Raw genomic sequence first — 26,846 nt, forward strand, 5'->3', positions numbered from 1 at the left:
TGCAATTCACGGCGTGTGCCAATGACTTCTGAACAGGTCGCAGCCATCCAGGCGTGACCCGCGGCGATATATTCAGGTTATGCAGACGCGATCCTATTTGTTTCACCGACCAGACAGCCGCCATCCGTTGTCCTTATTTCTGCGGTTTTTTATAAATGACGGGCAGCTAAAAACGGTTTGCCGATAGGGATAATGCGCGTGTCAATCCGCGTTAAACGAGAATATCGGCATCTTAAAAATAAAACGAAATAAGGATGAAAGCATATGCCTGGATTTAATTATGGTGGTAAAGGAGATGGAACTAACTGGAGTTCTGAACGCGGTACGGGCCCCGAGCCGGGGGGCGGCGATAAAGGCCATTCCGGCGATCGCGATCGCGGCGGCGCCGGCGTTGGCAACAGCCCGGAACAGCAACAGATAGCGGCGATCCAAAACGATCCGGCGCTGCGCATGAAACTGGAGGCGGTGATCAAGGCGGCGCGCAGAATTAACCCGGATGCGAAATTGCATATTGAAAGCGTCAGCCCATCCGGCACGTTGAGCCTTTCCGCCACCGGTTTGACGGCCGATCAGGCGAAGCACATTGGCCTGGGGGGGCTGGTGATGGGGGTCAACGCCAAGGGGGTGACAGTGGCGATCGGGGATATCGAAACCGGCCATGCGCGCAAGCCCTCACCCCCTGGCAAAGGCGGCAACAATGGCCTGAATGCCGGGCAGATCGGCGCCTCTTCCTTAGGCAGTTTCGTGACAGACTCGCATCGCGATCGGCCCGTCAGCGGCTGGCATGGCAACGGCAAAACCGGCGAATTCTCGACGACCCGCACGACCGGGAGTTACTACGGTTTTCATCATTTGAAGGTGGAAAAGCAAGACGGAGTGGCGACCTACAACCTCTACTATAAGGCCAATAAGAACCGGCCCGCGTTTATCGCCGTGGTGAGAGGGGATAACCTGAATGCCATGGAGGTGAAATATGCCAACGGCAAGCCGGTAAAATCGCCCGGCTCGGTAAAAACGATCGTTAAGGAGTTCGTCGAATATCAAAATGCGGAATTAAAAGCCATCAAGGATGGCGTCAGCCTGGCCGCAGGTATCAATAAAGATATCGCGGAAAAGATCGGCGCGAAATACGCCAAACTCGCCAAGGATTTGGAGGCGGGAATTCAAGGAAAATATATCCGCAACGTGCAAGATGCGGAGAAAACCTACGAGCAATTGACGAAGGGCCTGAACAAAAAGCTCAAGGCGCAGGACAAAGCGGCGATTGTCGCCTGGCTGAAAATGATCGATGCGGAACAGTATGCCCGCAATGCGCGGGTATTGGGCAAGGTCTTCACCGGGGTGGACTGGGCGATCAAGGGCGCGGATCTGGTAAACGCCGCGATTGAAGGTTTCTCTACCGGCAACTGGAAAGCGTTCCGCAACCAGCTCGAAGCGCTCGGGTTGTCGATCGGCGCAGGGTATACGCTTTCCGCTATCGCCGCGTTTTTCGCGCCGACGCTGGTGTCGTCGACGGTGGGCATTTTCGCCTTCGCTTACCTGTTTGGCTGGGCCACCAGCTATATCGATGCGGAACGTGCGGGGGAGCTGGAGAAGTGGGTCGCTGACCTGTAACGGCATGAGGGGGCTGGCCCCCTCATTTTACCCCTCACACCCTCTACCTCTTTCACACCACCGGCGCCACCGTCAGCAGCAGGTTGGCGAAACGGCGTTGTTCGCCGGAGGCGATCACCAGCAGCGTCCGATCCGATTTGACCGCGGCGTAAAATGCCTCGCGCGGCAGGTATTCTATCGGGCAATGCTCTGGCAGCAGCTGCCGGTATTCGGCTTCGATGGTGTTGGTGAAGTCCGGCGGGCAGGCCATCAGCGCCGCGCTTTCCACGTTGATGCAGGCCAGCAGTTTTTCCAGGATCGGCGGGGCGGCGAGCGTGCCGGGCGCCAGGTTCAGATAGACCACGGTGGCGTCTTTCGGCGCGTGGGTCACGCAGGCGTAGTTGCCGTCGGCGATCAATACCTGGGTTTTATGCCCGCATTGCGCCAGCGCGGCAAGCAGCGGCGGGTGAGTGATGGCGGATTTGATCATAAAGCGATTCCTGAATGGGCGGGCGGCAAGCGCGCCGCCCGCAGCTGAATTACATGCGGTAGATGCCGCCGTTGATGTCGAGAGTCGCGCCGGAGATGAAGCCGTCGTATTCCGCCGCCAGGAAGGCGATGGCGCGCGCCACGTCGTCCGGTGCGCCTGCGCGGCCCAGCGGGATGGCGCGAACGGTTTCCTCCGCCGATGCCTGGGTAGTGTGGCGATTGTGGAAACGGGTGCCGAGGATCAGGCCGGGCGCGACCGCATTCACCCGGATGCCGTGCTCGCCCAGCTCCGCCGCCAGCGAGCGCGTCCAGGTGAGTACCGCGCCCTTGGTGGCGGAATAGACCAGCGAGCCGGAGTGCCCGCCGGCGCGGCCCGCCTGTGAGGCCAGGTTAACGATGCTGGCGCCGTCCGGCGCCGCTTTCAGATGCGGCAGCGCGCTCTGGGTGACGTTCAGCATGGTGGTCATGTTCACGTCGATCACGGTTTGCCAGAAGGCGCGGTCGATCTCGCCCAGCCATTTGCGCCCGACGATGCCGCCGACGTTATTGATCAGGATATCGATGCCGCCGAGAAACTCGGCGCCGGCCGAGACGCAGCGCTGCGTCTCGTCGGTATCGATGAGATCGGCGTAGCCGTAGGCGGCCTTTTGCCTCAATGAATGGGCCAGCGCCACCAGCGCTTTGGGGCCGCTTTCGTCGCTGTGGTAGTGAAAATAGATGTCGCAACCGGCCTTGATCAGCCGCTCTGCGGTGGCGCGGCCGATGCCCTGTTCCGCCCCGGTGATAAAGACCTTTTTGCCCGCAAGATCGCCCATGATTGACTCCTTATTGGTTCGTTAAGAATTGATGACGCCTTCACGCTGTTTGGCGCAGTAGAAAATGCAGATCAGCCCGGTGGCCAGCAGGCACGAGGCCAGGAAAAACAGCCCCGGCGCGCTGCTGCCGGTCAGATCGTTCAGCACGCCCACCGCATAGGGGGCGACGAAACCGCCGATATTGCCGATGCAGCTGACCACCGCCAGCCCGGCGGCCGCGGCCGCGCCGGTGGAGATATTGGCGGGCATGGATAAAAACGGCGGCACGGCGGTGTAGATGCCGATGGCGGCGATGCACAGGAACGACAGCGCGACGAGCGGGTCGTATTTAAAAAACGTCACCGCCCCCATCAGGCCGATGGCGGCGACCACCATGCTGAGGCCGGCAAACACGCCGAGTTTTTTGGTTTTGCTGGCCCACAGGCTCCACGGATACACCAACAGCGCAGCCAGGCCGTAGGGAATGAGCGCCAGCAGGCTGACGCGGAAGATATCGCCGCCGGAGAGGGCGCTGATGATCGACGGCAGCCAGGTGCCGAAGCCGTAAATGCCGCACACCATGCCGAAGTTGAGCAGCGCGTAGAGCAGGTATTTCTTGTTTTTAATCCCTTTCAGGAAGTCGGCCAGCGTGATTTTAGAGCCGGATTTGGAGCGGCCGGCGTTGCTCATCAGCCAGGCCTTTTCCTCCACGTTCAGATAGCCGACATCTTTGGGCGAGTTCTTGATCAGGAACGGGATCAGCAGGCCGATGACGATCGGCGGCAACCCTTCGAGGATGAACAGCAACTGCCAGGGGGCGAAGCCGAACCAGTCATGCTGAATATTGAGAATAAAGCCGGAAATCGGCGAGCCGACGGCGTTGGACAGCGGCTGGACGATGATAAACATGCCGAGAATTTTAGTGCGGTACTTTTCCGGGAAGAAGACCGTGAAGTAATACACCACCGAGGGAAAGAAACCGGCTTCGCACACGCCCAGCATAAAACGGCAAATATACAGCTCCAGCGGCGTGCGCACAAAACCGAGCAGGGTCGCGAAGATGCCCCAGGAAATTAATATTCTGGCGAACCAGATGCGCGGGCCAAATTTAATGGTGCCGGCGTTGCTGGGTATTTCAAACAGGAAATAGCCGATAAAGAAAATTCCGGAGGCGAAGCCGAAAGCCGAGGCGGTCAATCCCAGATTATCTTCCAACGCTTTGGCGGCGTAGGCCATATTATTGCGGTCGAGAAAGGCCAGGAAATACAACAAGATCATGAGGGGGACAATATGCAGCGTCAATTTCCTGATGGCGCTGCGTTCAATATCCTTTGGCATTGTTTTTTTCATCATGGTTTTTCCCATGTGGTTAATCGGAATAATAGCGGCCCGGCCCAAAGCCATGAGGCGGAGAGCTGAATAACAACGTTGCGTGCATAAAAGCGTCGCGCCGTTTATTTATTGCGACGATTCTATTTTTTCTGCTTTTAGCTGTGGCGATCCGGACGATGCCGACTGCGCATCGTCTGGGAAAGTCGTTTTTACCGTATTAACCGGCGGCTTTGACCGAGCGCCGGCTGATGACCGTCGGCGGAAAGAGAAACTCGCCGGGCGGTTTCGAATCATTGTTGATGCGGCCGATCAGGCGTTCGACCATCAGCTGCGCCATCTCCGCCAGCGGCGGGCCAATCGACGTCAACCCCGGTTCGGCCAGGCCGGCCAGCGCGATATTGTCGATGCCGATCACCGAGATGTCTGCGGGCACCTGGACGCCGGCGGCGCGCAGGCCCACCATCAGGCCGATGCCCAACGCATCGTTAATCGCCACGATGCCGTCCGGGCGCGGTGCCAACGCGAGAACGCGCGGCGCCAGCGTCAGCCCCAATTCGAACATTTCCGTGTCGCCGTAGGCGCTGGTGGCTTTGCCTTCGATCACCCGTTGGCGTTCGCTTAGGCTGTGCCCCAGCGCGCTCAGAAAACCGTCGATCTTGTGGCTGCGCCCGACGGTCAGCGTCGCTTCGGTGGCGAACACGATGTGTCGGCAGCCGCGCTCGAGCAGGTGCTGCGCGGCCAGGCGCCCGGCGGCGATATTGTCCATCGACACGCTGTCGAACAACCGGGTATCGGTGGCCATCGGCTCGGCGAACGGGCTGTCGTAGCTGACAATCTTCATGCCTCGCTCGGCGGCCCGAACAAAATGAGTCTGGCGAATGTCGCTCGCCGCCACGATGATGCCGCGCACGCCGTGCAGGAACATATCGTCGATAAACGCGGCTTCTTCCTGTTCCTGGCGGTAGGCGTTGCCGAGCAAGACGCGGTAACGGTGAGCCCGCGCCGCGCCGTCGACCGCATGCGCCAGCGCCGAAAAGCTCGGGTTGACGATCGACGGCAGCAGCAGGCCGATGATCTTCGCCTGCGGCGCGGGCGCCGCCGCTCGGGCCGGCCGGTATCCCAGGGTTTCCATCGCCCGTTCGATGCGCTCACGGGTCTGCGCGCTCATCTGGTGGCTGCGATTGTTCAGCAGGTTCGACACGCTGCTGATGGACACGCCGGCCAACCGCGCCACATCACGAATATTTGCCATTTGCCGATACCTTGCTGCCTGCCGTTAGCCTGCAATCTATAAGGGAAGCCGGCCGCAGGCAAGCCGCAACCGGGGCGCCGCGCGCATGGGATTGCGCATTTGTGAGAGTCGTCAGGCGGCAGCCGTGTTGTTTACTAAACAACAAAGGGGCAGGGGGCATGTGTTAACGCAGATGAGTGAGATCTGCGAAGCACCTCTCGTTTATCGTCCTTCGGGGCGGCGGGTTCTGTACTATTGTTTTCTCTTTGCGGCACGTTCCAGGCCGATGGGGCGCTGGGCGCAACGGAGATCACAGATGAACAAACGGGACTTAGAAAGCGCGATTGTCACCGATTTTTCCAAACGCATGAGCTATGGCGACTACCTGTGCCTGGACTCGCTGCTGGACTGCCAGCACCCGCTCTCCAACCCGCCGCATCATGACGAAATGCTGTTCGTGATACAGCACCAAACCTCCGAACTGTGGATGAAGCTGATGCTGCACGAGCTGCAGGCGGCGTTGCGGCTGGTGCAGCAGGACAAACTCAGCCACTGTTTCAAAATCCTCGCGCGCGTCAAACAGATCCAGCGGCTGCTGTTCGAGCAGTGGGCGGTGCTGGAAACGCTGACGCCGTCGGAGTACGTCGAGTTTCGCGACGTGCTGGGCAGCTCATCGGGCTTCCAGTCGCACCAATACCGGTCGATCGAGTTCCTGCTCGGCAACAAGAATGCGGCGATGCTGGCGGTGTTCAGCAACGACGCGGAAAAGCACGCCGCGCTGAAGGCAATCCTCGAAGCGCCGAGCCTGTACGACGAATACTTGCTGTACCTGGCGCGCCACGGCCTGCCGATCCCGCAGGAGTGCCTCAAGCGCGACTGGACGCAGCCCTACCAGCGCAACCCGGATCTGCTGCCGGCGTTTAAAGTGATCTACGACAACCCGCAGACCTACTGGGAAGCCTATGAAATGGCGGAGAAGCTGGTGGATATCGAAGAGAGTTTTCACCTGTGGCGTTTCCGCCATATGAAAACGGTGGAGCGGATCATCGGCTTTAAGTCGGGCACCGGCGGTTCCAGCGGCGTCAGCTTCCTGAAAAAGGCGTTGGATCTGACCTTTTTCCCCGAGCTGCTGGATGTGCGCACCGAAATCGGCGCCTGAGATAACGAAAGAGGATAAGGGCGATGAGCGTGAGGATTATCGATAAGGTGGCGGAGAGGGTGGTGGGTGTCAGAGTCGTGGGGCCGTATCCGCAGACGATCCCGCAGGGCTCGCAGCAACTGCTGGCATGGCGGCAGCGCCACGGCGTGCCGTTTGGCAAATGGCTAGTGCTGTATTGGGACGATCCGGCGGAAGTGGCGCCGGAAAAGCTGCGCGCCGACGTGGTGATGAGCGTGGCGGACGATTTCGCGCTGCCGGCGGGCAGCGAGGGCGTTACCGTGCAGACGCTGCCCGCCGGGCAGTACGCGGTCTACCACGTGCGCATCAGCGATGGCGATTTCGAGCGGGTGTGGGGCGAGTTCTATCAGAAGCTGCTGCCGGCCAGCGGCTACCAGCCGGTTGAGGGGGTGAGCTACGAACACTATCTCAACGACTGCGAAGCCGACGGCTATTTCGACCTCGATATTTACCAGACGGTGAAGAAGTGGTGAAGGGGCTAACGGCGCGGTAGCGTATCAAAAGGCTCTTTGGGAGCCTTTTGATGGGGTATTTAAAGACTCATTTAAAAGTGGAAAGGTCATAAGAATAATTATTCCATGTCTATATCATAGAATGTATGTTTAAGGTTTTTTATAAAATCTATTGTTTGCAGTAAGCGAACTTAATAGAGTGCTAGTGAAAAATGAAACCCAGCAACTTTATCTTATATCTTGCTGGTTGTGATTCACCCGTCGCCGTGATTATTGTTATTCTTTTTTTGTGCATGTCCGACTCTACTGGTTGAACATAGATATCCAGATTTTCATTTTTATATGAAGGTATTGGGTCATATGGGTACTCTATGACTTTTATTCCGCTTATTTTTTCTGCGATCGCCTTCCTGATGTTTTCATCTATATCCCATATGGGTATCGCAGAGCTGTTATCATAAAGTACTTTTTCGTTAGAGTTAGGGATGGATACTTCTTTTTTAAATAAGTGAAACTGCTCTTCGTTACCATCAAACAGTTGCTTATCTTTCTTCACGCTAACGTATTTTTCGCTCATAATTCCTCAAATTGGCCGGATTCGGCCTTCTGCAAGAAGTTGACTGATGGATTTGGACAGTTCAAATTGTGTTCCTCCACCAGCTTGGTTAAACCACGGTATAGCAGGCCCCATATCTGCTTGGATTGGTTTAACCACCTCATATACTCGATACGGTTTTTCCAGTGTATCTAACGGTAATGCCCGGCTGCCAAAAGAGGCTCCAGCAGGAGAGACAAAGGTACCTCGGTCGTTGAATACGCCATTATTTGTCCAGCCACCGTATCTATCAATTTTTGCTCCAGGCATAAGAGTAGTAGGCGTTGCTTGTACAAAACCTCTATTGGGAGGCCATGAGCCATGCCCCATGAATTTTTCTAAGGCCGCCCAATCTTGTTTTTTCCACAGATTATAAGCTTTAGATGCCTGGCTTCTGGATGCAAAAACACCTTTCGACTTCGATTGAAAATTATTCCAGGAATTGCCGCAACTCAACCCCAACGGATCCACCCAACCCAGCGAGTTCGGCGCGTATTGGTACAGGTTGATCCCGCCGGCCAAACCTATCGGATCGTGCTGGGTAAATCTGCCGATATCCGGATCGTAATAGCGGAACAAATTGTAGTGCAATCCCGTTTCCCGATCCAGGTATTGACCCTGCAGGCGCAGGTTTTGGGAGTAATCCAGATCTTGCTGATTTTCCTCATACTTTATGCGGCCCCAGGCGCTGCTGTGGCTCTGCCAGCGCAGCGTTCCGTCGCTGTCGGTCAGGCTTTCCGGTTCGCCGTTCGGCGCCGTGTGGAAGTAAAATACTTGGGCCGGCGCGTGGCCGTCGATGCGCGCCAAAGGTTCATAGCTGCCCTGATCGGCATAGACATAGGTGAGGGGCATGCCGTCGCGAGTTTCCTGCAGCAGCCGGAAACCTTCCCACAAAAACGTGGTGGTTTGGCATTTGCCGGCCGGTTGGCGCAGATCCTGACTTTGCTGCCACACCCGCTTTTGCGTGCGCCGCCCGAGCGGATCATAGTGGAACTGCACATGCTGCTGTGCTTCGCTGCGATGCTGGCTGTAGCGCACCACCTCGCAGAGGCGATGATCGGCGTCGTAGAGATATTGCCAACGGTAGTGGCCTTTGCGTTTTTCCACCGTGCGGCCAAAGACATCGTACCGATAATCAACGCCCTGATAATGCAGTACGCGGTTGTGCCGCTGGCGGAATTGCCCCTCATCCAGCAGGTTGGATGCCGGATCGTACCGGTAGCGCTCGGTATCCGGCAGCGTGCCGTCCCGGTTCAGCAATCGACCGGAGGCATCGTACTGATAACGCTGGTAGGAGAACGGGTTGGCGTTGTGTTCTTCGCGCGTCAGGTTGTTTTGATAGTCGTAGGTCCATTGGCGCGAGCTGCTGGCCGGCGCCGGGCGCTGGCGGTTGTCATTGAAGATCTCCCGCCGGTCTTTGCGCCCCAGCCGGTCATAATGCACTCGGCTGGTCAGGCGACCCTGCGTACGGCTCAGCTCGCGGTGCAGATTGTCGCGTTCGAACTCGCTGAGGGTGATATCGTCCAGCGCCAGCTGCAGCAGGTGGCCGCTGCCATAGTACAGCGCGCGCAGCGCGCGTCCGTCGGGCAATGTGGTTTGCGTGCGGTTACCCATCGGATCGTAATCATAGCGCAGCGTACCGTTGGCACCTTGTTCACGGGTTACCCGCCCCAGCAAGTCATAGTCAAAACTGACCTCGCTCTGAGCCGTTGTCGGCTCGTCATGCCATGCGTTGCCGCGGTCACTGGCGGCATGCAGCAGTTGGCCGATCGGGCTGTAGCGGTAGCGGGTTTCTCCATCGGGCGTTTGTTTGCTCACCAGTTGGCCGGCGGCGTCATGGCTGAAATAGTGCGAGAAGGAGGCGGAGGTATTGGCGGCGAAGCGGCGCTCGACGACCCGGCGGCATTCGTCGTAACGATAACGGGTGCTGACGCCGTCCAATCCGATTTCTTCCTGCAACAAGTTGCAGGCCGTCCAATGGAACAGGTAGCTTTCGGCATTCTCGTTGCGCAGCGCCGTTAATCTGCCGCGGGCGTCGTAGTGGCGCACCACCTCGCCATCGAGCGGATTGCGCGTGGCCAGCAGGCGGCCGGCTGCGTCATAGCGATAATGCGTCAGGCGCCCATTGGCCCCCTGATAGCGATCCAACTGGCCCTGCGCGTTCCAGCTCAGCGTCTCTTGCCAGCCCTCGGCGCGCTGCAGCTGTGTCAGGCGACCGGCGGCATCGTAGCGGTAATGAACGCGTTCGCCGGCGGCGTCGGTTACCTCGCTGAGCCAGCCTTGAGCCGTATATTTGTAGAGGGTTTGTTTGCCGGAGCAATCGCGGGCGCGCAATAATTGCCCGTGCTCATCATAAGCGAAATGGCTGATGCCGCCGTTGGCGTCGACGGCTTGCACCACCTGGCCATAGCCATCGCGCAGGTAGCGCTGGGTATGGCCGAGCGCATCGATCTCGGCAATCAAGGCATGGCGCTCGTCGTAGTAGAAATGCTGTGTGGCGCCGTTGGGCTCCTTGACGCTGATCGGCAGCGCGCGCTGCGGTAGCCAACCGGTGAGGCGAATATGGCCGAGCGGATCCTCTTCCTCGACCAGATTGCCGGCTTCATCGTAGCGGAAATGCCAGCCGTGGCCGAGCGGATCGCGCGTGGCGATCAGCATGTCTTCGTCATTCCATTGATAATGCCAGACCTCACCACGCTCGTCGGTATATTCGACGATCAGCCGTTGGGCGTTCCAGCGGTGCTGGTGCCGCAAGCCGTCATACTCGGTGACCGTCGTTAACCCGGTGGCCAAATCGTAGTCGATTGTGCAGCCGCCGCCGGCGCTGTCGCGGTGTTCCACCACGCGCCAGTCGTCGAACATCGCCCAGCGATACTCGAAGCTGGGCCCACCGGCCTGTTGGTGGCGGGTCAACAGATGTTGGGCGTTATAGTGAAATTCACGCGTGACCAAGCCGCCGGCGTCGATCACCTGATGCAGATCGCCGCCGTCGTCATAACGGTAGCGTACGCGTGCTTCGTCGTTATGCCGCAAGGCGGTGACGCGATCGTCGAAGCGCGGATCGCCGTATTCCAGCCGCAATGTCATGGCGCCGGCGCTATCGGTGATACTGCTCAGGCGCTGTCGTTCGTCGTAGTTCAGCAGCAGCGCGTTATCGTACTCATCGCTCAACGACACTAGCCGCAGGCGGGAAGGGTTCTGCGGCAGCGGCACGAACAGGCGCCAGACGCTGCCGTCGGTGTCGGCGATCAGCAGCTGTCCCGCTTCACCGCGGCGGAACATCAGCCCTTCACCGGCGCTGAAGCTCGGCTGGTTCACCTCAGGCAGCGGGAAGCGTAGCTCACGACCGGTTTCATCATGCAGGCAACACTCAACGACGCCGTCCCGGTCGTTAAGATCGACCCAAATTTCAAAAGGCGTGCGCCAGCCGTGGCCAAACAGTCCCTGATAGCCATTGCGGCTGTTGTAATTGCGCTGCCAGACCAGCGGAAAGCGCGCCGGCAGCAACAGGTCCAGATCTTCTTCGCCGTTCAATACCTTGGCGCCGGTGGCGGCATGCACCGGGTTAAAGGCGGCGTGGATCGCTTCGCCGAGGGCGTTAACGCCCGCCGCCGCCAGACCGCCGCCGATCATGCAAGGCAGGTTCTTAACCAGCTTGGCCGGATTACCGAGCAGCAGCGGCAGCACGGTCAGCGCCAAACCGATACCCGGCAGCTTGCCGCTCTTGATGTCGCGTACCACCGCCGTGCCGCCGCCGATCTGCACATTTTTGGAGACGTCGGTCGAGACTTTCGCCTCGCAGGTTGAACGGTCATTGCTGCGTACGGCCGGTTGGCCGTTGATAAATACTTTACGGGAGCCTTCCGCCAGGTATTGCGGAAGCGGGTGTTTGTCGCAGCTGATTTTATCTTCTTCCAGCGGTTGGCTGGGCTGGCTGGGGCCGGCGACACCGGGCTGCCATAGCTGCGAGAGGATATTACCGCCGGCGGCCAGCAGCTCGGCGCCATAATCCCAGAAGCTTTGCGGCGGCTGTGGCGCCGGTAACGCTTTGATCTCTGCGGGCGTGAGTAAGCGACCGGCGGCGCGTGCCGCCGGTTTGGCGTTGGTGAAGACGTTGGGGGAGCCCGTGAGAATGACGCCGGAGACGGAAGGCGGGAAGAGCCAGTTGGCCACGGCGTCGCAGCCGTTGCTGATATGTTCTCCGACGCCGGTCAGGCTGGTGGCAAAACCGACGATTAGCCCGGCGCCGACGCAGCCGGAGGCCGCCGTCGCCGCTGCGCCGAGCACCGCCACCCCTGCCAATGCCGGCGCTGCGGCGGCTGCTGCTGCGGACACGGCGGCGGTCGCTACCGCATATACCGCGACTTCCGCGACGGCGCTGGCGATGTCCGCCAACGCGCTGGTGTGGATCAGTTCGTCATCCTTTCTTGCTGCCCAGATCTCAGCCATGGCTATCGTTCACTGTGTTCGGTCAAGACCAGCGACGCTTTCACCTGCTGCCAGTGAGCGTCATCCTCGGGGGTGAAGGGGCGCATGGCGGCATAGGTGACGATCAGTAACGTCTGGCTCTCGTCCGGCTGCACCGTCAACTGATGCTGATGATGGTGGTGTCCGGCGCGGATAAAGCGACTGGTGACTTCAATCGCCTTGAGATGGCCCTGCGGCCCGGCGCTGATGCGCCGGCGCGGCGACTGTTGCAAATCGCTGATCTGTGGCAGCAGTGCTTGCCACTGCTTCTCGAATTCGTCCTCCAGCGTGGCACCTTGTGGAATGATGCCGCGGGTGATGACCAGCGAGGCGCCGGTTTGCGGGTTTTTGAGAATATTGACCGTGCAGTCCTGCCAGGCGATGGCGGGTAGGGTGAAATAGCCTTCCTGGAAAAGGTAATCCATGGATGTCCTTGCAAGTAATCAGGGGGAAAGGACGCGGCGCAGGGCCGCGTCGGCATCAGGATTTCGGGAACAGCTGATCGACGGCGCTCTGGATTGCCGCCTGATGGCCGCCACCCGGTGCGGCGGTGCGCGCGGCGCCGCCAGGCTGGTTGAGATCCAGCTGGCCGCCGGTGTTGATCTCCCCGTCCTCTTTCACCGTGATATTGAAGCTGGTGCCGGTGATGTTGATTTGGCCGTTCGCCAGTAGCTCGATCACGCTTTCGCCGCACTCCAGCCGCAGCGATTCGCCGGAGCCGAGGGTAAAGGCGTTGACTACGGCGTCGCTGCGCGTTTTGCCGGTCAGCGCGGAGGATTCGCCTTTGACGCCGGTCGCCTGATTGAGCACCACCCGTTTGATCTGGTTACCGCCCACCAGATGCGTGTGGTCGTTAGCGATGGTGTGGCTTTCATCGTTTTTCACCTGGGTGTCCATGTTGCGTTCCGCCTGGATCCACACCTGTTCGGCGCCGGCCTTGTCTTCGAAACGCAGGGCGTTGGCGTTGTCGGCGGTGCCGTCCTTGGTGCGGCTCATAAAGCCCATCTGGGTGGCGGCGGCCGGCAGCGCCCACGGCGGCATGCTGGCTTCGTTATAGACGCGCCCGGTGACGATCGGCCGATCCGGATCGCCGTTGATAAAGTCCACCACCACTTCGTCGTTGACGCGCGGGATCTGCACGCCGCCGTAGCCCTGGCCGGCCCAGGCGCTGGAGACACGCACCCAGCAGGAGCTGCCGTCGTCTTTCGGCCCGAAGCGATCCCAGTGGAATTTCACCTTGATGCGGCCGTATTTATCGGTCCAGATCGATTCGCCGGCCGGACCGACCACCCGGGCGGTCTGCGGCCCGTGGGTTTTCGGCCAGCTGGCCTGCTGCGGCGGGTGCCAGGGCACGTCCGCCGGCAGCACGGTGAAGTCAATGCGGTGTTCACTGCTCTGATCGTCGCCGCTGGCGTAGCGGTTCTCTTTCAGATGGTAGTTGGCCTGCAGCGTCAGGTACTCGCGGTTGTCGTCGGCGTGCGGGGCGTTATACAACGTAAAGGTGCTGCCGGGAGCGATGCCCAGCGCGGTGGCGGTGCCCCGGATCTGCTGATGCTCGGCCTGCCAGGCCTCCTGGCGCACGCGGGCGTAGAACTCCCCCTGCTGATGCTCGGTGTAGCGGCCTGGCCAGTCGTAAACGTCGATCTGCCCCGGCGTGGGGGAGACCGGGTTTTGCCGCGCCTGGAACAGCCAGGCGTTCGGTTTGCGAAAATCGTAGTCGTCCAGGCTGTAGATGCCCGGCGTGACGCGATCGGACAACGTCCACTGGCTGATGCCTTCCTCGCTGGTGCTGCCGCCGGACGGCGTCAGGTGGTAGGGGATCATCTCGTAGCCGGGATAGGGCTGGTGGTGGTGGGGCGCATCCCCGAGCACCAGCGTGTGTTTGCCCATCTCGTGTTTGAAATAGTAATAGATGCCCTCCTGCTCCATCAGGCGGCTGATGAAGTTGAAGCTGCTTTCGTTGTACTGCACGCAGTAGCCCCACAGGCGATAGTCGCCGGTCAGCTGATCTTCCAGCTGCACGTTGTGCTCCGCCAGCAGGGTCTTGACGATCTGCGGCACCGTCTGTTCCTGGAAGATGCGGAAGTTGCGGTCTTTGGTCATCGGCCACAGATCCGGCTGCACGTGCAGGTTATACACCGCGTAGCGCGTGCCGCCGATCTCTTCGCTGCTGACGGCGATGGCGGTGATCTTGCCGTTCAGGTAGCGCGGGGCGCTGAGAAAGCCCTGGGTCGGGATCTCCAGCGTCAGCGGTTGGCCGAGCAGCGCTTTGCGATCGAGCCGCGCGTCGGTGCTCAGCAATTCAATAGAGAAGTCGAAAGGAGTGGAAAGCGCTTCGATGCCGTCCAGCGAGCGGAACAGCAGTTGCTCCTGGCCCAGCGGCGTGTGCGCAATAATGCGATCCAACATGAGAACGTCCTCTGTGATTGACGTCATGCCCTGCATACTCCGGCGTTGCAGCGGCTTTGCCGTGCGGCCAATGAGGATGGGCAGTGGTGCGCCAGTCTCATGAAATAGGGAAAACCCCGCCGCGGCGGCGTTTCAGAACGGGATTAACCGGCGGTGGCCGGGTTGACCAGCCAGGTTCCGGCGGTGTCGATGCTGAGCTGTTGGCGGCGCAGCCGATCGTTGTGGCGGATCTCCAACTGATAACGGCCCGGCGCCAGGTTCAGGCTGGCAAAGCCATTTTCGCCCGCAGTGACCTGCTGCGGCTTGCCGTCGAGGCTGACCTGCTCACCCGGTTGCAGTTTGAAGTACACCAGCGCCACCGGCTGCGGTGGCGGCGCCGCTTTTTCAGGTTCCGCCGCGGCAGGCTGCGCGGCTTGCGGCGCGCTCGGCTGCTCCGTCAGGGTTTTCTGCGCCGGTGACGCCACGGTGTTTTGGGCGACGGCCTGGGCGTCGTCCTTGCCGCCGCTCAGCCAGGCGACGGCGCCGATCACCAGCAGCGCCGCGACGCCTGCGCCGGCCATCATCGGGCGCGAGAATTGGGTGCCGCGCGCGGTAACGGCGCCGGCGGCGGCCGCAGCGGCGGCCGGGTTGGCGGCGACCAACAAGTTCTCCGGCGCGGCGGCCGGGGTGCTGATGATTTCGTTTTCATCGGCGATCGGCAGATGCAACAGCTCGGCCATTTCATCGATGGTCTGCGGGCGGTCTTCCGGCTTCAGCGCCAGCGCGCGATCGACGGTGCGCAACAGCTCCGGCGAGTAGCCGGCGGGGCGGCGCTCGGCCAGCGGCTGGTAGCTGTCTTCGATGCTGCGCACCACGCTGACCGGCGGCGGCGAACCGACGATCAGCGTGTGCAGCACGGCGCCCAGCGCATAGATATCGGTCCACGGCCCCTGTTCGCCGTCGCTGTTCTCGGTGTACTGCTCGATCGGCGCGAAGCCCGGTTTGAGCATGATTTCCGTTTCGTCCGACAGGTTGCCGATCTCTTTGCGCGCCGATCCAAAGTCCAGCAGCACCGGCAGCTGGCTCTCCTGGATCTGGATGTTATCCAGCGAAATGTCGCGGTGCAGATAGCCTTCCTGATGGATGGTGTTGATGGCGCTGAACAGCGGCGGCAGCAGCCGCCGGATCCACGCCTCGTCGATTTTCTCCGGCTGCTGCGCCTGCAGGTTTTTCAGCGTGGTGCCGCTGTAAAACTGGGTGCCCATGTAGGCGGTGCCGTTCTCTTCCCAGAAGCGCAACACGTGCAGCAGGCCGGGATGCGAGAAGCGCGCCAGCAGACGCGCCTCCTGAATAAAGCTGTTCAGCCCGGCCTGGAAGGTTTTGCCGAAGCGCTCGCCGCGCAGCCCGATGCTGAGATCGTCGTTGCGTTTCGCCAGCGAGGTCGGCATGTACTCCTTGATGGCGATGGTGCGTTCCAGTTGGTGATCGTAGGCGCGGTAGACGATGCCGAAGCCGCCTTCGCCGATCGCTTCCTGGATCTCGAATTCGTTGAATCGATAGCCGCTCGGCAGGCTGTTCGAATTCGGTTTGGTTATCCCGGTTCCCGACATAGTGATGACTCTCTGTATTCAAAGGGCCGCCGTCTCGGCGGCCGCGGCGTTATGCCTGAAATTGACAAATGAATTCGTGGTTCTGCAGCGCGATGTGCAGCTGGCGATAGCGCTGGTCGTTGGCGCTGCCGGTCAGCAGGGTGTGGCTGATCTGCGGCAGCAGGGTGTTGGTCAGGATGGCGTCGACCATGCGGCCGCCGGACTCCACTTCGGTGCAGCGGCTGACGATCTGCTCGATGACCGCGTCGTCGAAGGTGCAGACGATGTCGTGATTCTCCGCCAGGCGACGCTGGATGCGGCCCAGCTGCAGGCGCACGATGTTGCCCAGCGTGGCGTCGGTCAGCGGGTAATACGGCACCACCAGCAGACGGCCGAGCAAGGCGGCCGGAAACACCGACAGCAGCGGCTGGCGCAGCGCGCCGCTCAGCGCCTCCGGCTCCGGCAGCAGCTCCGGATCGCTGCACAGCCCGGCGATCAGATCGGTGCCGACGTTGGAGGTCAGGATGATGATGGTGTTGCGGAAATCGATATGGCGGCCTTCGCCGTCCTCCATCCAGCCCTTGTCGAACACCTGGAAGAAGATTTCATGCACGTCCGGGTGCGCCTTCTCGATCTCGTCCAACAGCACCACGCTGTATGGACGGCGGCGCACCGCCTCGGTCAGCACGCCGCCTTCGCCGTAGCCGACATAGCCGGGGGGCGCGCCTTTCAGCGTCGAAACGGTGTGCGACTCCTGGAATTCGCTCATGTTGATGGTGATGACGTTCTGCTCGCCGCCGTACAGGGTTTCCGCCAGCGCCAGCGCGGTTTCGGTCTTGCCGACGCCGGATGGCCCGGCCAGCAGGAACACCCCGACCGGCTTGTTCGGATCGTCCAGCCGCGCCCGCGAAGTGCGCACCCGACGGGCGATCAGATCCAGCGCATGGCGTTGGCCGATCACGCGCTGATTCAGGGTGTCGGAGAGCTGCAGCACCGCTTCAATCTCGTTTTTCACCATGCGGCCCAGCGGGATGCCGGTCCAGTCGGCCACCACCGCCGCCACGATGTTGGCGTCGACGGCGGCGAAGATCAGCGGCGCTTCGCCCTGCAGCGCGCTCAGCTGCTGCTGCAGTTCGCCCAGCTGGGTGCGCAGCGCGTCGGCGTCAGGGGCTGCCTGCGTTTCTTCGCCGGCAGGCTCCGCTTCCTGCCGGTGCAACTGCGCGCGCAGCGTGATGATCTCTTGGATCAGCGCCAGCTCCTGCTGCCAGCGGTCGGTCAGCTGTTCCAACTCCTGGCGCAGCGCGGTCAGCTGGGTTTCAATCTCCTGCGGGCGCAGGGGATCGCCAATGCCGACCTTGGCCTCGCGGCGGGCGATATCCAATTCGATCTGCAGCGCATCGATGCGGTGGCGGCAGTCTTCGACCTGGGCGGGCTCGGCGTGTTGGCTGACCGCCACGCGCGCACAGGCGGTATCCAGCAGCGCTACCGCCTTGTCCGGCAACTGGCGGGCTGGAATATAGCGATGGGACAGCCGCACCGCGGCGTCCACCGCTTCATCCAGCAGCAGCACGCGGTGGTGTTGCTCCAGCGGGCTGACGGTGCTGCGCAGCATCAACAGCGCTTTGTCTTCGCTCGGTTCGTGTACCTGCACCACCTGGAAACGGCGGGTGAGCGCCGGGTCTTTCTCGATGTATTTCTTGTATTCCGACCAGGTGGTGGCGCCAATGGTGCGCAGTTGGCCACGCGCCAGCGCCGGTTTCAGCAGGTTGGCCGCGTCGCCGGTGCCCTGGGCGCCGCCGGCGCCGATCAGGGTGTGAATTTCGTCGATAAATAGGATGATTGGCGTCGGGCTGGACTGCACTTCGTCGATCACCGCCTGCAGCCGTTTTTCAAACTCGCCCTTAACGCCGGCGCCGGCCTGCAGCATGCCGATGTCCAGCAGGCACAGCTTCACGTCGCGCAGCTGCGGCGGCACGTCGCCGGCCACGATGCGCAGCGCCAGGCCTTCCACCACCGCGGTTTTGCCGACGCCGGCCTCGCCGGTCAGCAGCGGGTTGTTCTGGCGGCGGCGCATCAGGATATCGATGATTTGCCGGATCTCCTCATCGCGGCCGGCCACCGGGTCGATCTCGCCGTCGCGCGCTCTGGCGGTCAGATCCTGGGCATACTGCGCCAGCACGCTTTCACCGCTGCGCGCCGCGCCGGAGGCGTTCTCGGCGCGGCTTTCCGCCGGCGCATCCTGGGCGTTTTCCGCCGAGTGAGCGGTAATGGCGGCGAACTGCTCCATCAACAGATCGGCGTTGATGCGCTCGAACTGCGGGGAAATGGCCTTCAGCAGATGGCGCAGGCTGTAGGTTTTCAGAATGCCGAGCAGCAGGTGGCCGCCGCGGATGCGCGACGCGCCGAATTTCAATGAGCCATAGACCCAGGCGCGCTCTACCGCGCTGTCGATGTGCTCGGACAGATCGGAGATGGCGCTGGCGCCGCGCGGCAGGCGATCGAGCGCCTCGACGATGTCGCGCGCCAGCTGCGCCTCGTCCAACGCGAAGTGGCGAACGATCTGCTGCAGATCGCCGTCCGGCGATTGCATCAGCTGATGCAGCCAGTGCGCCAATTCGACGTAGGGGTTACCGCGCAGCTTGCAAAACGCCGTCGCACTTTCCAGAGAGGTGAATAACAGGCTATCCAGTTTGCCAAATAATACCGAGCGGCTGATTTCAGACATGGTTTTCCTCAGGTCTCAGGGTGGCCTGACGCCACGGGGCGTCGGCCGAAATAGGGTCAGAACGGATTTTCCAGCGGTTCAGGGCTGAAGATCAGATCGTCGAGATCGCGCTGTCGCCGATGGTTGGCCAGCCAACTGCTCAGGCCCAATCGCTGCGCGCCGCCGAGCTGGGTGCCGTGCGCCTGTTCCTTCGCCAGGATCAGGCGCACTTCCCAGACGAACTCGATGCCCAGATATTGGCGCACCCAGTCGCGCAGTTGCCGGCACAGGTCTGCGCCCGGCAAGAAACGGTCATAGTCCTGCTGCGGCATCGGCCCCAGCTCGATGCGGAATTTGTGCTGAATATCGCGCACCGCGATGCCGAGAAAGGCCGACTCGCCGAGCCGCGGCGCACCGCGCCCGGCCTTGAGCCGCGCCTGCTCGCGCGGCTCCACCCGCAGCCAGTGCGGCACGTTTTCGACGATGCGCACCGGCACCTTGAAATACTGCTGCAAAATTTTGCTCAGGCCTTCCGGATCGCGGCTGTGGCGAATCAGATGACCGGCCATAAAATGCTTGGCGTGGGCGTTGATGCTGTCGCGCTCCTGCTGCGCCGGCTGGCCGATGCCGATCAGGCTCGACAGGTACTCGTCGAAGCGCCGGTTGTCCGGGCGATCCAGCGATACCGTCGGCTGTGCGTCGGCCCAGGCGCGATAAAACAGCAGCGTCAGGCGGTGATGGAACAGGTTGGTGAACGCCAGCAGGGTGGTGTCCTGATGGTGGTATACCCGTTCGCGCACGTATTCGGTCAGGTGCAGCGGCAGCGGCCCGTTGGGGCCGAACAGGCCGAAACTGAAGATCGAAACGTCGTGCAGCGGGCCGTTGGCGCGTGGCGTCACCTGCGCCAGCGTGGAGGGCGCGAACGACAGCGACGGCTCCTGGCCCAGGCGCAGCATCTCGTGGCGCGGCAGCGGCGCGCGCCCCAGCAGGTAGGGCTGGCCGCCCTGGGCGTCGATGCGGCGCAGCAGCTGAAACAGATCGTGCTTGTAAGGCGCGCTGCGCAGCCGCGGCCAGAAGTCGTCCGGCAGGCGATACAGCGCGTTGATCTGCGGCGGCGCCAGTTCGGTGGCGATCATCTCCGCGCTCATATCAGCGTCCTTTTGCCCATGCGCGCCTGCCAGTGGGCGATCTCGCCGCGCTGCTGGCTGGAGAGCGTCATCTCGGTGAAGGTGTTCATCGCCACCAGGCGCGAGAACAGGCGCTCCAGCACGCTGCCGAGCAGGTAAGGGCTGTTGCCGGAGAACGCCTGCTCATCGACCGTCAGATCGATGGCGATGCCGCGCGCGAATACGATGGGGCCGGGTTCAGGCACTCGCCGATAGACCGGCCGCAGGTTGCAGTGGCGCACGCCCTGGATCTGTTTGGCGATCGCCGGCTCGCTCAGGTTGCCGTACAGCCCCAGCAGCTGGCGCAGGCTGGCGGCGCCCTGTTCCGGATCGCCGTCCATCATGCTGAGGTAATTCAGCTGCAGCTGACTGATCAACCGCCAGGTCATCATCCCTTCGGCCAGCGCCGGGCGTGGCGGGGTGGGGCCTTTGCGCAGCGAGACCTGCTTGATCGGGATCGAATCGGGCATCACGAAGTTGCCCTGATCCTGCTGCAGCAACATCAATGGCAGGTCGCGGCTGGTGCACAGCACGTCGGCGGTGAGGTATTTCAGATCGCTGTGCCACGGCGATTGCCGCTCGTCCACCAGCGATACGAACACTTCCGAACCGGCGTAGCCGGTGCGGGTGCCGTAGCGGCGGGCGTGCTCCGACAGCGTGCGCTGTTCGCGCCGCAGCGAGAAGTAGGCGCCATAGTTGCCGTCGTCCGCGCTCAGGGTGCTGTAAAACGGCCGAAACTCTTGCTCGTAGCGTTTTTCGCTGGCGCTGCCGCCGAGCCGCTGCACTGAAAACACTTCGTAATCCAGCGGCCGGATATTGTCGACCACCAGATGGTATTCGTGGTTTTTTTCGTTGATCGCGATGCGTTCGGCGACCTTCGGAAACAGGTTGATCACCGGCGTGCAGTGCAGCGCCAAATGGGCGGCGTCGACCACCCGTTCCAGCGCGGCGTCGTGTCGATCCAGCAGCACCACGATCTCGAACTGGCGCAGCCCCTTTTTCCCTTCGCGCACGCTCTGCAGCAGCGGACGCAGGCCGTTGACGCTGAAGAACTGGAAGCGCGCCGGGAAGGCGAAATACTCCTGCAGCAGCCGGTAGCCTTCGAAGTTGCGCAGATCGTTGGGCAGCAGCGCCTGATCGGCAGCGAAGCCCTCCTGTCGCAGCCCGTCCAACGCCAGCGCCCGCCGCTGCGGCTGAGCCTCCACCGTTTGGCAGACAAGCCCGACGCTGTGCTGCATCAGCAACTCCAGCAGCTGCTGCGCCTGCATGTCCGGCCCGGCCAGGTAAAACATCAATTGATCCAGCTGCAGATTGTTGAGCGTCACGCTTTCGTAGCACTCAAGACGAATGCGCAGCGCGCTGACGCAGCCGCTGTGCTGCAGCCCCAGCGAGGCCAGCGGGATATCGGCCGGAATGCCGCCCAGCTCGACGCCGGCGATGCGCACCGGCTGCAGCGTGACGTCATGCGCCGTGGTGTAACTGCAGGTGATGCCGCTTTTCTTCAGCGTCTGGCTGTCCATCATGGTACCGCGCGGCACCACGAAGCCGTTGCTGATGTCGCCTTTGCTGCTGTCCGGCTGCAGCTCGGCGATCGCCATCGACGGCGTCGGTGACAGGTAGTTGGGGTAGATGATCTCCAGCAAGCGCTGAGAAAAGCGCGGGAACTCGGCGTCCATTTTCAGCTGCACGCGCGAGGTGAGGAAGGCAAAGCCTTCCATCAGGCGCTCGATATAAGGGTCCGCCACGTCGATGCCGCGCATGCCGAGGCGGCCCGCAACCTTCGGGTACTGTTCGGCGAACTCGGCGCCCATCTCACGCAGATAGGCCAGCTCGCGGTTGTAATAATCTAACAGTTTACTGTCCATCGCCTTACCCTATGTCTTTCAGATCGAAGTGGCCATTTTCCAGATCCACGTCGGTACGGAACAGAAACTCCAGCGGATAGGGCACGCACCACAGGCGGCCCTTGATTTCGATCGACAGCACGTTGTGCAGCTCCAGCGAGCCGGTATCCGAGATGCAGCGCACCTGGAGCCCCTCGGGCAAAATGCGCGGCTCGAAATGGAGAATGGATTCGGTCAGCGCGCGCTGAATGTCGAGCCATTCGATGTCCGACATGCGCTTACCCGCCAGCGAGGCGATGCCGTAATTCAGGGTGGAGCGCCGCACCTGCGGAAAATCGCCGAGATCCAGATTGGATTCGCTGTTGACGCAGTTGAACAGCCACTGCAGATCGCGCAATACCCGGCGGCGCAGCTCGCTGTGCGACACCAGGTTGCGCGCCTGCGCCTCCTGCTTTTTCTGCGGTTCGTCGTCGGTCAGCATATCGAGCAGCACCGGCTGCATTTTGTCGCGCGAGGTCAGGCGTTCGCTGTCCTGACGATAGCGATAGCCCTGGTGGCGCAGATCGCCGCCGTCGTAGTGGGGTGGGCGCTTATCGTTCATGGTCAGGCGCTCGCGTCGAAGCTCAGCTGCCGCAGGCTGTGCAGTGGGAATTCATCGCTTTCGCTGAGCCAGGTTTTCAGGCCCAGCCCCGCATAGTGGGTGCCGTCGCCCAGCGGTTGCCATTCGGTGCGCTTGCCGAGCAGCAGCGCGTCGTCGCTGCCTTCGGGCAGCGGGTAACGGGCGGGCAGTTGGCACACCTGTTCGCGGCCATCGGTCAGGCGCACCAGCGCATGGCTCCACACCAGGTCGATGGCGCTCTGCGGCGCCTGGAACTGGATCGCGGCGATGTCGGCAAACGGCAGCCAGTAGTAAACGCCGTTCAGCGCCAGTTCGCATACCGGCCCGAGGCGGCCGTCACCGTCGGTCAGCCAGTCGAAACGCAGCTGCCGTTCTTGGTCGCCTTCGGCCAGCGTTAACTGCCCGGCGCCGGCCGGGGCGGCCTCCAGCGCTTCATCGCGCAGCGCCTGGGCCTGTTCGGCCGCCCCTTGCGCATCCAGATGCAGCGCCTGCACCATCAGTTTCAGCCAAGGCTGATCCTGCCGCAGCAGCGCCGGTGCGGCCGTGCCGGCAAACACCGCCTGGCGTTGCAGCTCGGCGTCGACCGACTGCATCAGCAGCAGCGTGGTCGGTTGGGCGATCGGTTTCAGCGCCTGCCAGGATTTCAGCTGCGCGTTGGCGCGCGTCCAGTTGCCGCTCAGGCACAGCAGTTGCACCAGCGCGGCGCGCAGGTCGGCATCCGCCGGTTTCGCCTTGATATCGTTTTCGACGGTGGTGATGGCCGCGCCGATCGACTGGCCTTGCAGCATGCTTGCTAATGATTTCACAGGCTTTCCTTATAATCAGTGAGGGGCGCCGTTAACCGACAGGTAGCTGCCGCTGGCAGGATCAACGCGGTCTGTGGCCAGCTTTTCCACCAGCTTGAAAGTCAGCGGGGCGGGGGCGCTCAGCAGCGGCTGCCAGGCGGTTTGCGCCTGCTGCACGCGCTGTTTGATCTTGTTCTCATCGGCGGCGTCGACGCGCGGCATTTCAACGATCGCTTCACCGTTGAACGCCCAGGCGTGCAGCTTCGGTTCGAAGCTCAGCAGCAGGAAGCTGCCCGGCGCCTGCGGGTTGCCGCCCAGAACCAGCCGTTGGGCGTTGGCGCTGACGACGGTCAGCGCGCGATCGCCGCCGTTAACCTGCGCCAGCGGGTAACCTTGCAGGAACCACAGCGTCGGCGAGAGGGTTTGGCCGCCTTGTTGCAACGTGACCGCGCCACGGCCCTGCAGCCAGCCGTCCTCGCCGCAGCGCAGCGCAGCGCCGGCGGGAATGAACAGCGCGCCGCCGTTGGCCTCGTCACTCCAGTAGGTGCGGAAGTGGCAGCCCTGCGGCAGGCTGAAACGCTGAGCCGGCGCGCTGTCCGCCTGCGGAGACGTCACGGCCACCGCCGCAGGGATCGCCGGTTGCGGTGGGGTTTCCGGCGGCTCGGAGGCCTCTTGTTTGACCACCGGTTTCCAGCCGCGCGCTTTGGCGGCTTCGCCGCTGGCCAGTTTCTCTCCGCGCTTGTCGGTCAGCGTCCAGGGCAGGTGGCCGGCTTTCGGGCACTGCTTTTCCAACAGATTGCCGACGCGCGGCAGAAAGTCGTTCAGCACCGCCGGATCCTGGCTTTGCGCCGAGACGATACGCAGCGGGATACTTTTGCCGCACCAGCTTGCCGGATTGCTGTTTTTGACGTCATCGATAAACACTTCCAGCTTCTGGCTGGGGGAGTAAACCAGGCGATAGTTCATCGCCTGCGCGGTCGGCACCGCCATCAGGGCGACGAGCCCCGGCATCCAATATTTCATAGTGAACCTTGCTGTGAATGTGCGCTGCTCAGTCGCGGCTCAGAAACCGCTCCGCATCCGCCAGCGAATGCAGCAGGGTGGTTTCCTGCGGTGAGCCAATCCAGACGGCGATAGCGCTGTAGTTATCGCTGTTATTGTTTTTCTTCCATGCCTGCTGCATCAGGGCGATCCACTCGCTGGGGGAGTTGACCATGTGCAGCGACTGTTCCAGTTCGGTCTGGCTGAAGCTGTGCCAGAAGCCGTCGGTGCACAGCAGGAAAACGTCGCCGTCTTCCAGCTGCAGCACGTCGCTGTAGGTGGCGTCGCGCTCTTCGTTGAGCCCCAGCGCGAAATACAGCAGGTTGCTGTTGATGCCGTTGGTCTGATAGCCGGCGTCCTGCATCTGTTGGATCAGGCTGTGGTCGGTGGTGACGGCATGCAGGTAGCCGCGGCGGAACAGGTACAGGCGGCTGTCGCCGGCGTGCGCCCAGTAGGCCAGCTGGTAATCGCGATCGATAAACAGACTGACCAGCGTGGTGCCCATCTTGCTGTATTCGTCCGACTGCCGCTGCTGCTGGTGGATGGCGGCGTTGGCGCGCGTGATGTGCTGACGAATGCTCTGGGCGTTCAGGTGCTTTTCGCCGTCAAAGTTTTGCAAAATGGTGTCGCGCGCCAGTTTGGCGGCGATATCGCCGCCCGGAAAACCGGCGATGCCGTCGCACACCACGAAGCAGGCGGCGCGGTTGCCGAGCACCTCGCCGGTCTGATCCTGGTTGGAGGCGCGGCCGCCCTGGTTGGAAGTAGAGGCTATGGTGATATTCATTACGCGTCCGGTTTGGTCTGTGAGTCTTTGTATTGATTCACTTCAACGTCATAGGCGTGCAGGAAGGCTTCGCCAAACAGGGTGTGGAAATCGTCCTCGATCTCGCCGGAGGTTTGCTGATAGTTCTTCACGAAGTAGTCCCACAGCGCAGCCTTGCGGTTGGCGGGCAGCGACAGGCGCGGCGCCACGCCTTCCTTGCGCGCTTCCTCTTCGAGGCGCTCCGGGTTGAACGACTGCAGCATGGCGGCGATGATGGCGCGAATACCGGCGATCATCCCCAGCTGGTGCGCCTGCAGGTCGATCAGCGCGTCGCGCACCGCTTGCTCCGGCGGCATAAAGCCCGGCATCTGGCTGCCGAACATCTGCATCAGCACCGTTTTTCCCGAAGGCAGCAGCTTGAACGGGTTGTTGGCTTCGTCGAGGATCATGGTCATCTCGGCCTTCACGCCGCGCTTGAGGATCGAGCGGGATGAGAGCAGGGCGACGGTGCCTTGCGAGAACAGGCTCAGCAGGCGACCGGCCAGGCGGATCTGCTGTTCGTCAAAGTGCGGCTGCGGTTGCAGATCGTCGAGACCGATGCCTTGCAGCAGCGCCGCCAGCAACGGCCCCTCCAATGCGTCGCCACTCGGCGCGGCGGCGTGCTGCCGCTGAGCGGACTGGTAGGCGACCGGATCGATGCCCAGGCGGTTGCCCTGGCGCGGACGCGGCGGCTGCGCAGGCGGTTCCTGCTGGCTGAACTGCGGTGCAGGTTGGGGCTGTGGCTCAGGCGTCTGCACGGGTGGCGGCGTCGGCTGCGGGCGCGGCGCTTGTGGTTGTGCGGCCATCGGTGGCGGAGACGGCGGCGCGGGCGGCTGTACCGGCTCCTCAGGCTGTGCCAGTGGCACGGCGCCGCCCATCAGCAGACCCAGCGGATCGTTGCTGTTTAACGTCTCTGGCGAAGCGGGCGCGGATGAACCGCCGAACAGCGCCAGCGGATCCAACTCCTGCTCCGGTTGCTGCGCATTCCGGGCCGGAGTTGCCGGACGCGGCGGCGCAGCCTGCTCCGCCAGCAGCGCGCTGGGGGTGGTATCGGCCAGAATGTGTTCGCGTTCAAAAGTGGTGTCGGTGTTGAACAGCGCCGCCGGATCGGTTTGTTGCTGTTGCAGCTGGCGCAGATCGACCTCGCCCGCCAGCTGCGCTAGCGGATCGGCCGGGTTCAGCTCGCGAGCGGGGGTGTCCAACAGCGGATGGCTGTCTGGATTGGCGGCCGGCGGCGGCGTGACGGCGGCCGGCGCATTCGGCGTAAATTCTTCCACCAGGCTGTCCCAGATTTCGTTGGGGATTGGCGCGGCGGATTTTTCTTTGGCGGCGGCAGGGGGCACAGCAGAGGCAACAGCCTTGGCCACCGGTTGAGCCTGTGGCGCGGCGTGCTGGTGCAGCGCGCTGACTTCAATCTGGTAATCGTCGATGCCGAGCACGTCGCCGTCCTGCAGTTCAACCTGGCGGCCACGTTCCAGCGGAATGTCATTCAGCAGCACGCGGGTAACGTTGCCGCGGTTGGTGATGCGGCATTCGCCGTCAGCGGAAATATGCACGATCGCCTGCAGGCGGGAAATGGCGCGCTCTTCGTCCGGCAGCACCAGGTTGTTGTCCACGCTGCGGCCGATGGTGCCGCCCGGCGGCAGAAAATCGCAACTGCTCTGCGGCGGAACCTGGCCGCTTTTGTTTTTTACAATGGAAAATCGCATAAGGCATTCCTGCTGATAAGATCTTATGGCTAGACAGTGGAACTCAATAACGGGATGAATTCGACTTTA

Annotated in this window: 20 protein-coding genes; 3 read left to right on the top strand and 17 right to left on the bottom strand. The window is 62.0% G+C overall.

Features of this window, described 5'->3' with window-relative positions:
* Positions 1–264 precede the first annotated feature (264 nt).
* Positions 265–1,614 (top strand): colicin-like pore-forming protein, encoded by a 1,350-nt coding sequence (locus ACJ8KE_RS02765; protein WP_016927233.1) that lies wholly within the window; start codon positions 265–267, stop codon positions 1,612–1,614.
* 52 nt (positions 1,615–1,666) lie between these two features.
* Here ACJ8KE_RS02765 and ACJ8KE_RS02770 read toward each other — a convergent pair whose 3' ends face one another.
* From ACJ8KE_RS02770 to ACJ8KE_RS02785, 4 genes are all read right to left on the bottom strand, one after another.
* Positions 1,667–2,083 (bottom strand): RbsD/FucU domain-containing protein, encoded by a 417-nt coding sequence (locus ACJ8KE_RS02770; protein WP_016927234.1) that lies wholly within the window; start codon positions 2,081–2,083, stop codon positions 1,667–1,669.
* Positions 2,084–2,132: 49 nt separating this feature from the next.
* Complete coding sequence (locus ACJ8KE_RS02775) at positions 2,133–2,897, bottom strand: SDR family NAD(P)-dependent oxidoreductase (RefSeq protein WP_239441976.1); 765 nt, start codon at positions 2,895–2,897, stop codon at positions 2,133–2,135.
* A gap of 21 nt (positions 2,898–2,918) precedes the next feature.
* Positions 2,919–4,214 carry an MFS transporter gene (locus ACJ8KE_RS02780; protein WP_170913135.1) on the bottom strand — a complete coding sequence of 432 codons (1,296 nt, stop codon included), beginning with the start codon at positions 4,212–4,214 and terminating at the stop codon, positions 2,919–2,921.
* A 211-nt stretch (positions 4,215–4,425) separates the two neighbouring features.
* Entirely contained in the window at positions 4,426–5,460 is a 1,035-nt protein-coding gene (locus ACJ8KE_RS02785) for a LacI family DNA-binding transcriptional regulator (protein WP_016927238.1), read from the bottom strand.
* A 295-nt stretch (positions 5,461–5,755) separates the two neighbouring features.
* Between ACJ8KE_RS02785 and kynA the strand changes: the two genes are divergently transcribed.
* The gene (gene kynA / locus ACJ8KE_RS02790; protein ID WP_016927239.1) at positions 5,756–6,598 is read left to right on the top strand and encodes a tryptophan 2,3-dioxygenase; all 843 of its coding nucleotides are present in this window, start codon (positions 5,756–5,758) and stop codon (positions 6,596–6,598) included.
* Positions 6,599–6,621: 23 nt separating this feature from the next.
* A complete protein-coding gene (sbmC, locus tag ACJ8KE_RS02795; RefSeq protein ID WP_306376849.1) occupies positions 6,622–7,089 on the top strand; it encodes a DNA gyrase inhibitor SbmC in 468 nt (155 codons plus the stop codon).
* A gap of 181 nt (positions 7,090–7,270) precedes the next feature.
* Here sbmC and ACJ8KE_RS02800 read toward each other — a convergent pair whose 3' ends face one another.
* The 13 genes from ACJ8KE_RS02800 to tagH all read right to left on the bottom strand — a co-directional run bounded on the left by ACJ8KE_RS02800 (position 7,271) and on the right by tagH (position 26,777).
* Positions 7,271–7,645, bottom strand: coding sequence for a hypothetical protein (locus ACJ8KE_RS02800; RefSeq protein ID WP_079449861.1), 375 nt, complete (start codon positions 7,643–7,645; stop codon positions 7,271–7,273).
* Between the two features lie 6 nt (positions 7,646–7,651).
* The gene (locus ACJ8KE_RS02805; protein ID WP_176167130.1) at positions 7,652–12,112 is read right to left on the bottom strand and encodes a glycohydrolase toxin TNT-related protein; all 4,461 of its coding nucleotides are present in this window, start codon (positions 12,110–12,112) and stop codon (positions 7,652–7,654) included.
* Positions 12,113–12,114: 2 nt separating this feature from the next.
* Complete coding sequence (locus ACJ8KE_RS02810; protein ID WP_016927243.1) at positions 12,115–12,555, bottom strand: DcrB-related protein; 441 nt, start codon at positions 12,553–12,555, stop codon at positions 12,115–12,117.
* A gap of 55 nt (positions 12,556–12,610) precedes the next feature.
* Positions 12,611–14,539 carry a type VI secretion system Vgr family protein gene (locus tag ACJ8KE_RS02815; protein WP_197754841.1) on the bottom strand — a complete coding sequence of 643 codons (1,929 nt, stop codon included), beginning with the start codon at positions 14,537–14,539 and terminating at the stop codon, positions 12,611–12,613.
* A gap of 143 nt (positions 14,540–14,682) precedes the next feature.
* Positions 14,683–16,128, bottom strand: a complete 1,446-nt coding sequence (locus ACJ8KE_RS02820; protein ID WP_028130691.1) for a serine/threonine protein kinase — start codon at positions 16,126–16,128, stop codon at positions 14,683–14,685.
* Positions 16,129–16,177: 49 nt separating this feature from the next.
* Positions 16,178–18,832, bottom strand: a complete 2,655-nt coding sequence (gene tssH, locus ACJ8KE_RS02825; RefSeq protein WP_240293603.1) for a type VI secretion system ATPase TssH — start codon at positions 18,830–18,832, stop codon at positions 16,178–16,180.
* Positions 18,833–18,888: 56 nt separating this feature from the next.
* Positions 18,889–19,959: a type VI secretion system baseplate subunit TssG gene (gene tssG, locus ACJ8KE_RS02830; RefSeq protein WP_016927247.1), complete on the bottom strand. Its 1,071-nt coding sequence runs from the start codon at positions 19,957–19,959 to the stop codon at positions 18,889–18,891.
* Positions 19,956–21,842 carry a type VI secretion system baseplate subunit TssF gene (tssF, locus tag ACJ8KE_RS02835; RefSeq protein WP_079451524.1) on the bottom strand — a complete coding sequence of 629 codons (1,887 nt, stop codon included), beginning with the start codon at positions 21,840–21,842 and terminating at the stop codon, positions 19,956–19,958. The genes tssG and tssF overlap by 4 nt, the downstream gene beginning before the upstream one ends.
* 4 nt (positions 21,843–21,846) lie before the next feature.
* On the bottom strand, positions 21,847–22,422 hold the full coding sequence (locus ACJ8KE_RS02840) for a type VI secretion system baseplate subunit TssE (protein ID WP_016927249.1): 576 nt from the start codon (positions 22,420–22,422) through the stop codon (positions 21,847–21,849).
* A gap of 2 nt (positions 22,423–22,424) precedes the next feature.
* Positions 22,425–23,246, bottom strand: coding sequence for a type VI secretion system accessory protein TagJ (locus ACJ8KE_RS02845; protein WP_028128345.1), 822 nt, complete (start codon positions 23,244–23,246; stop codon positions 22,425–22,427).
* A gap of 15 nt (positions 23,247–23,261) precedes the next feature.
* Positions 23,262–24,248 (bottom strand): hypothetical protein, encoded by a 987-nt coding sequence (locus ACJ8KE_RS02850; protein WP_016927251.1) that lies wholly within the window; start codon positions 24,246–24,248, stop codon positions 23,262–23,264.
* 28 nt (positions 24,249–24,276) lie between these two features.
* The gene (locus tag ACJ8KE_RS02855; RefSeq protein WP_016927252.1) at positions 24,277–25,050 is read right to left on the bottom strand and encodes a PP2C family protein-serine/threonine phosphatase; all 774 of its coding nucleotides are present in this window, start codon (positions 25,048–25,050) and stop codon (positions 24,277–24,279) included.
* Positions 25,050–26,777: a type VI secretion system-associated FHA domain protein TagH gene (tagH, locus tag ACJ8KE_RS02860; protein ID WP_261419353.1), complete on the bottom strand. Its 1,728-nt coding sequence runs from the start codon at positions 26,775–26,777 to the stop codon at positions 25,050–25,052. The genes ACJ8KE_RS02855 and tagH overlap by 1 nt, the downstream gene beginning before the upstream one ends.
* Positions 26,778–26,846: the final 69 nt, after the last annotated feature.

The organism is Serratia sp. CY56464 (genome assembly GCF_052168435.1).
Lineage (GTDB): Bacteria > Pseudomonadota > Gammaproteobacteria > Enterobacterales > Enterobacteriaceae > Serratia > Serratia marcescens.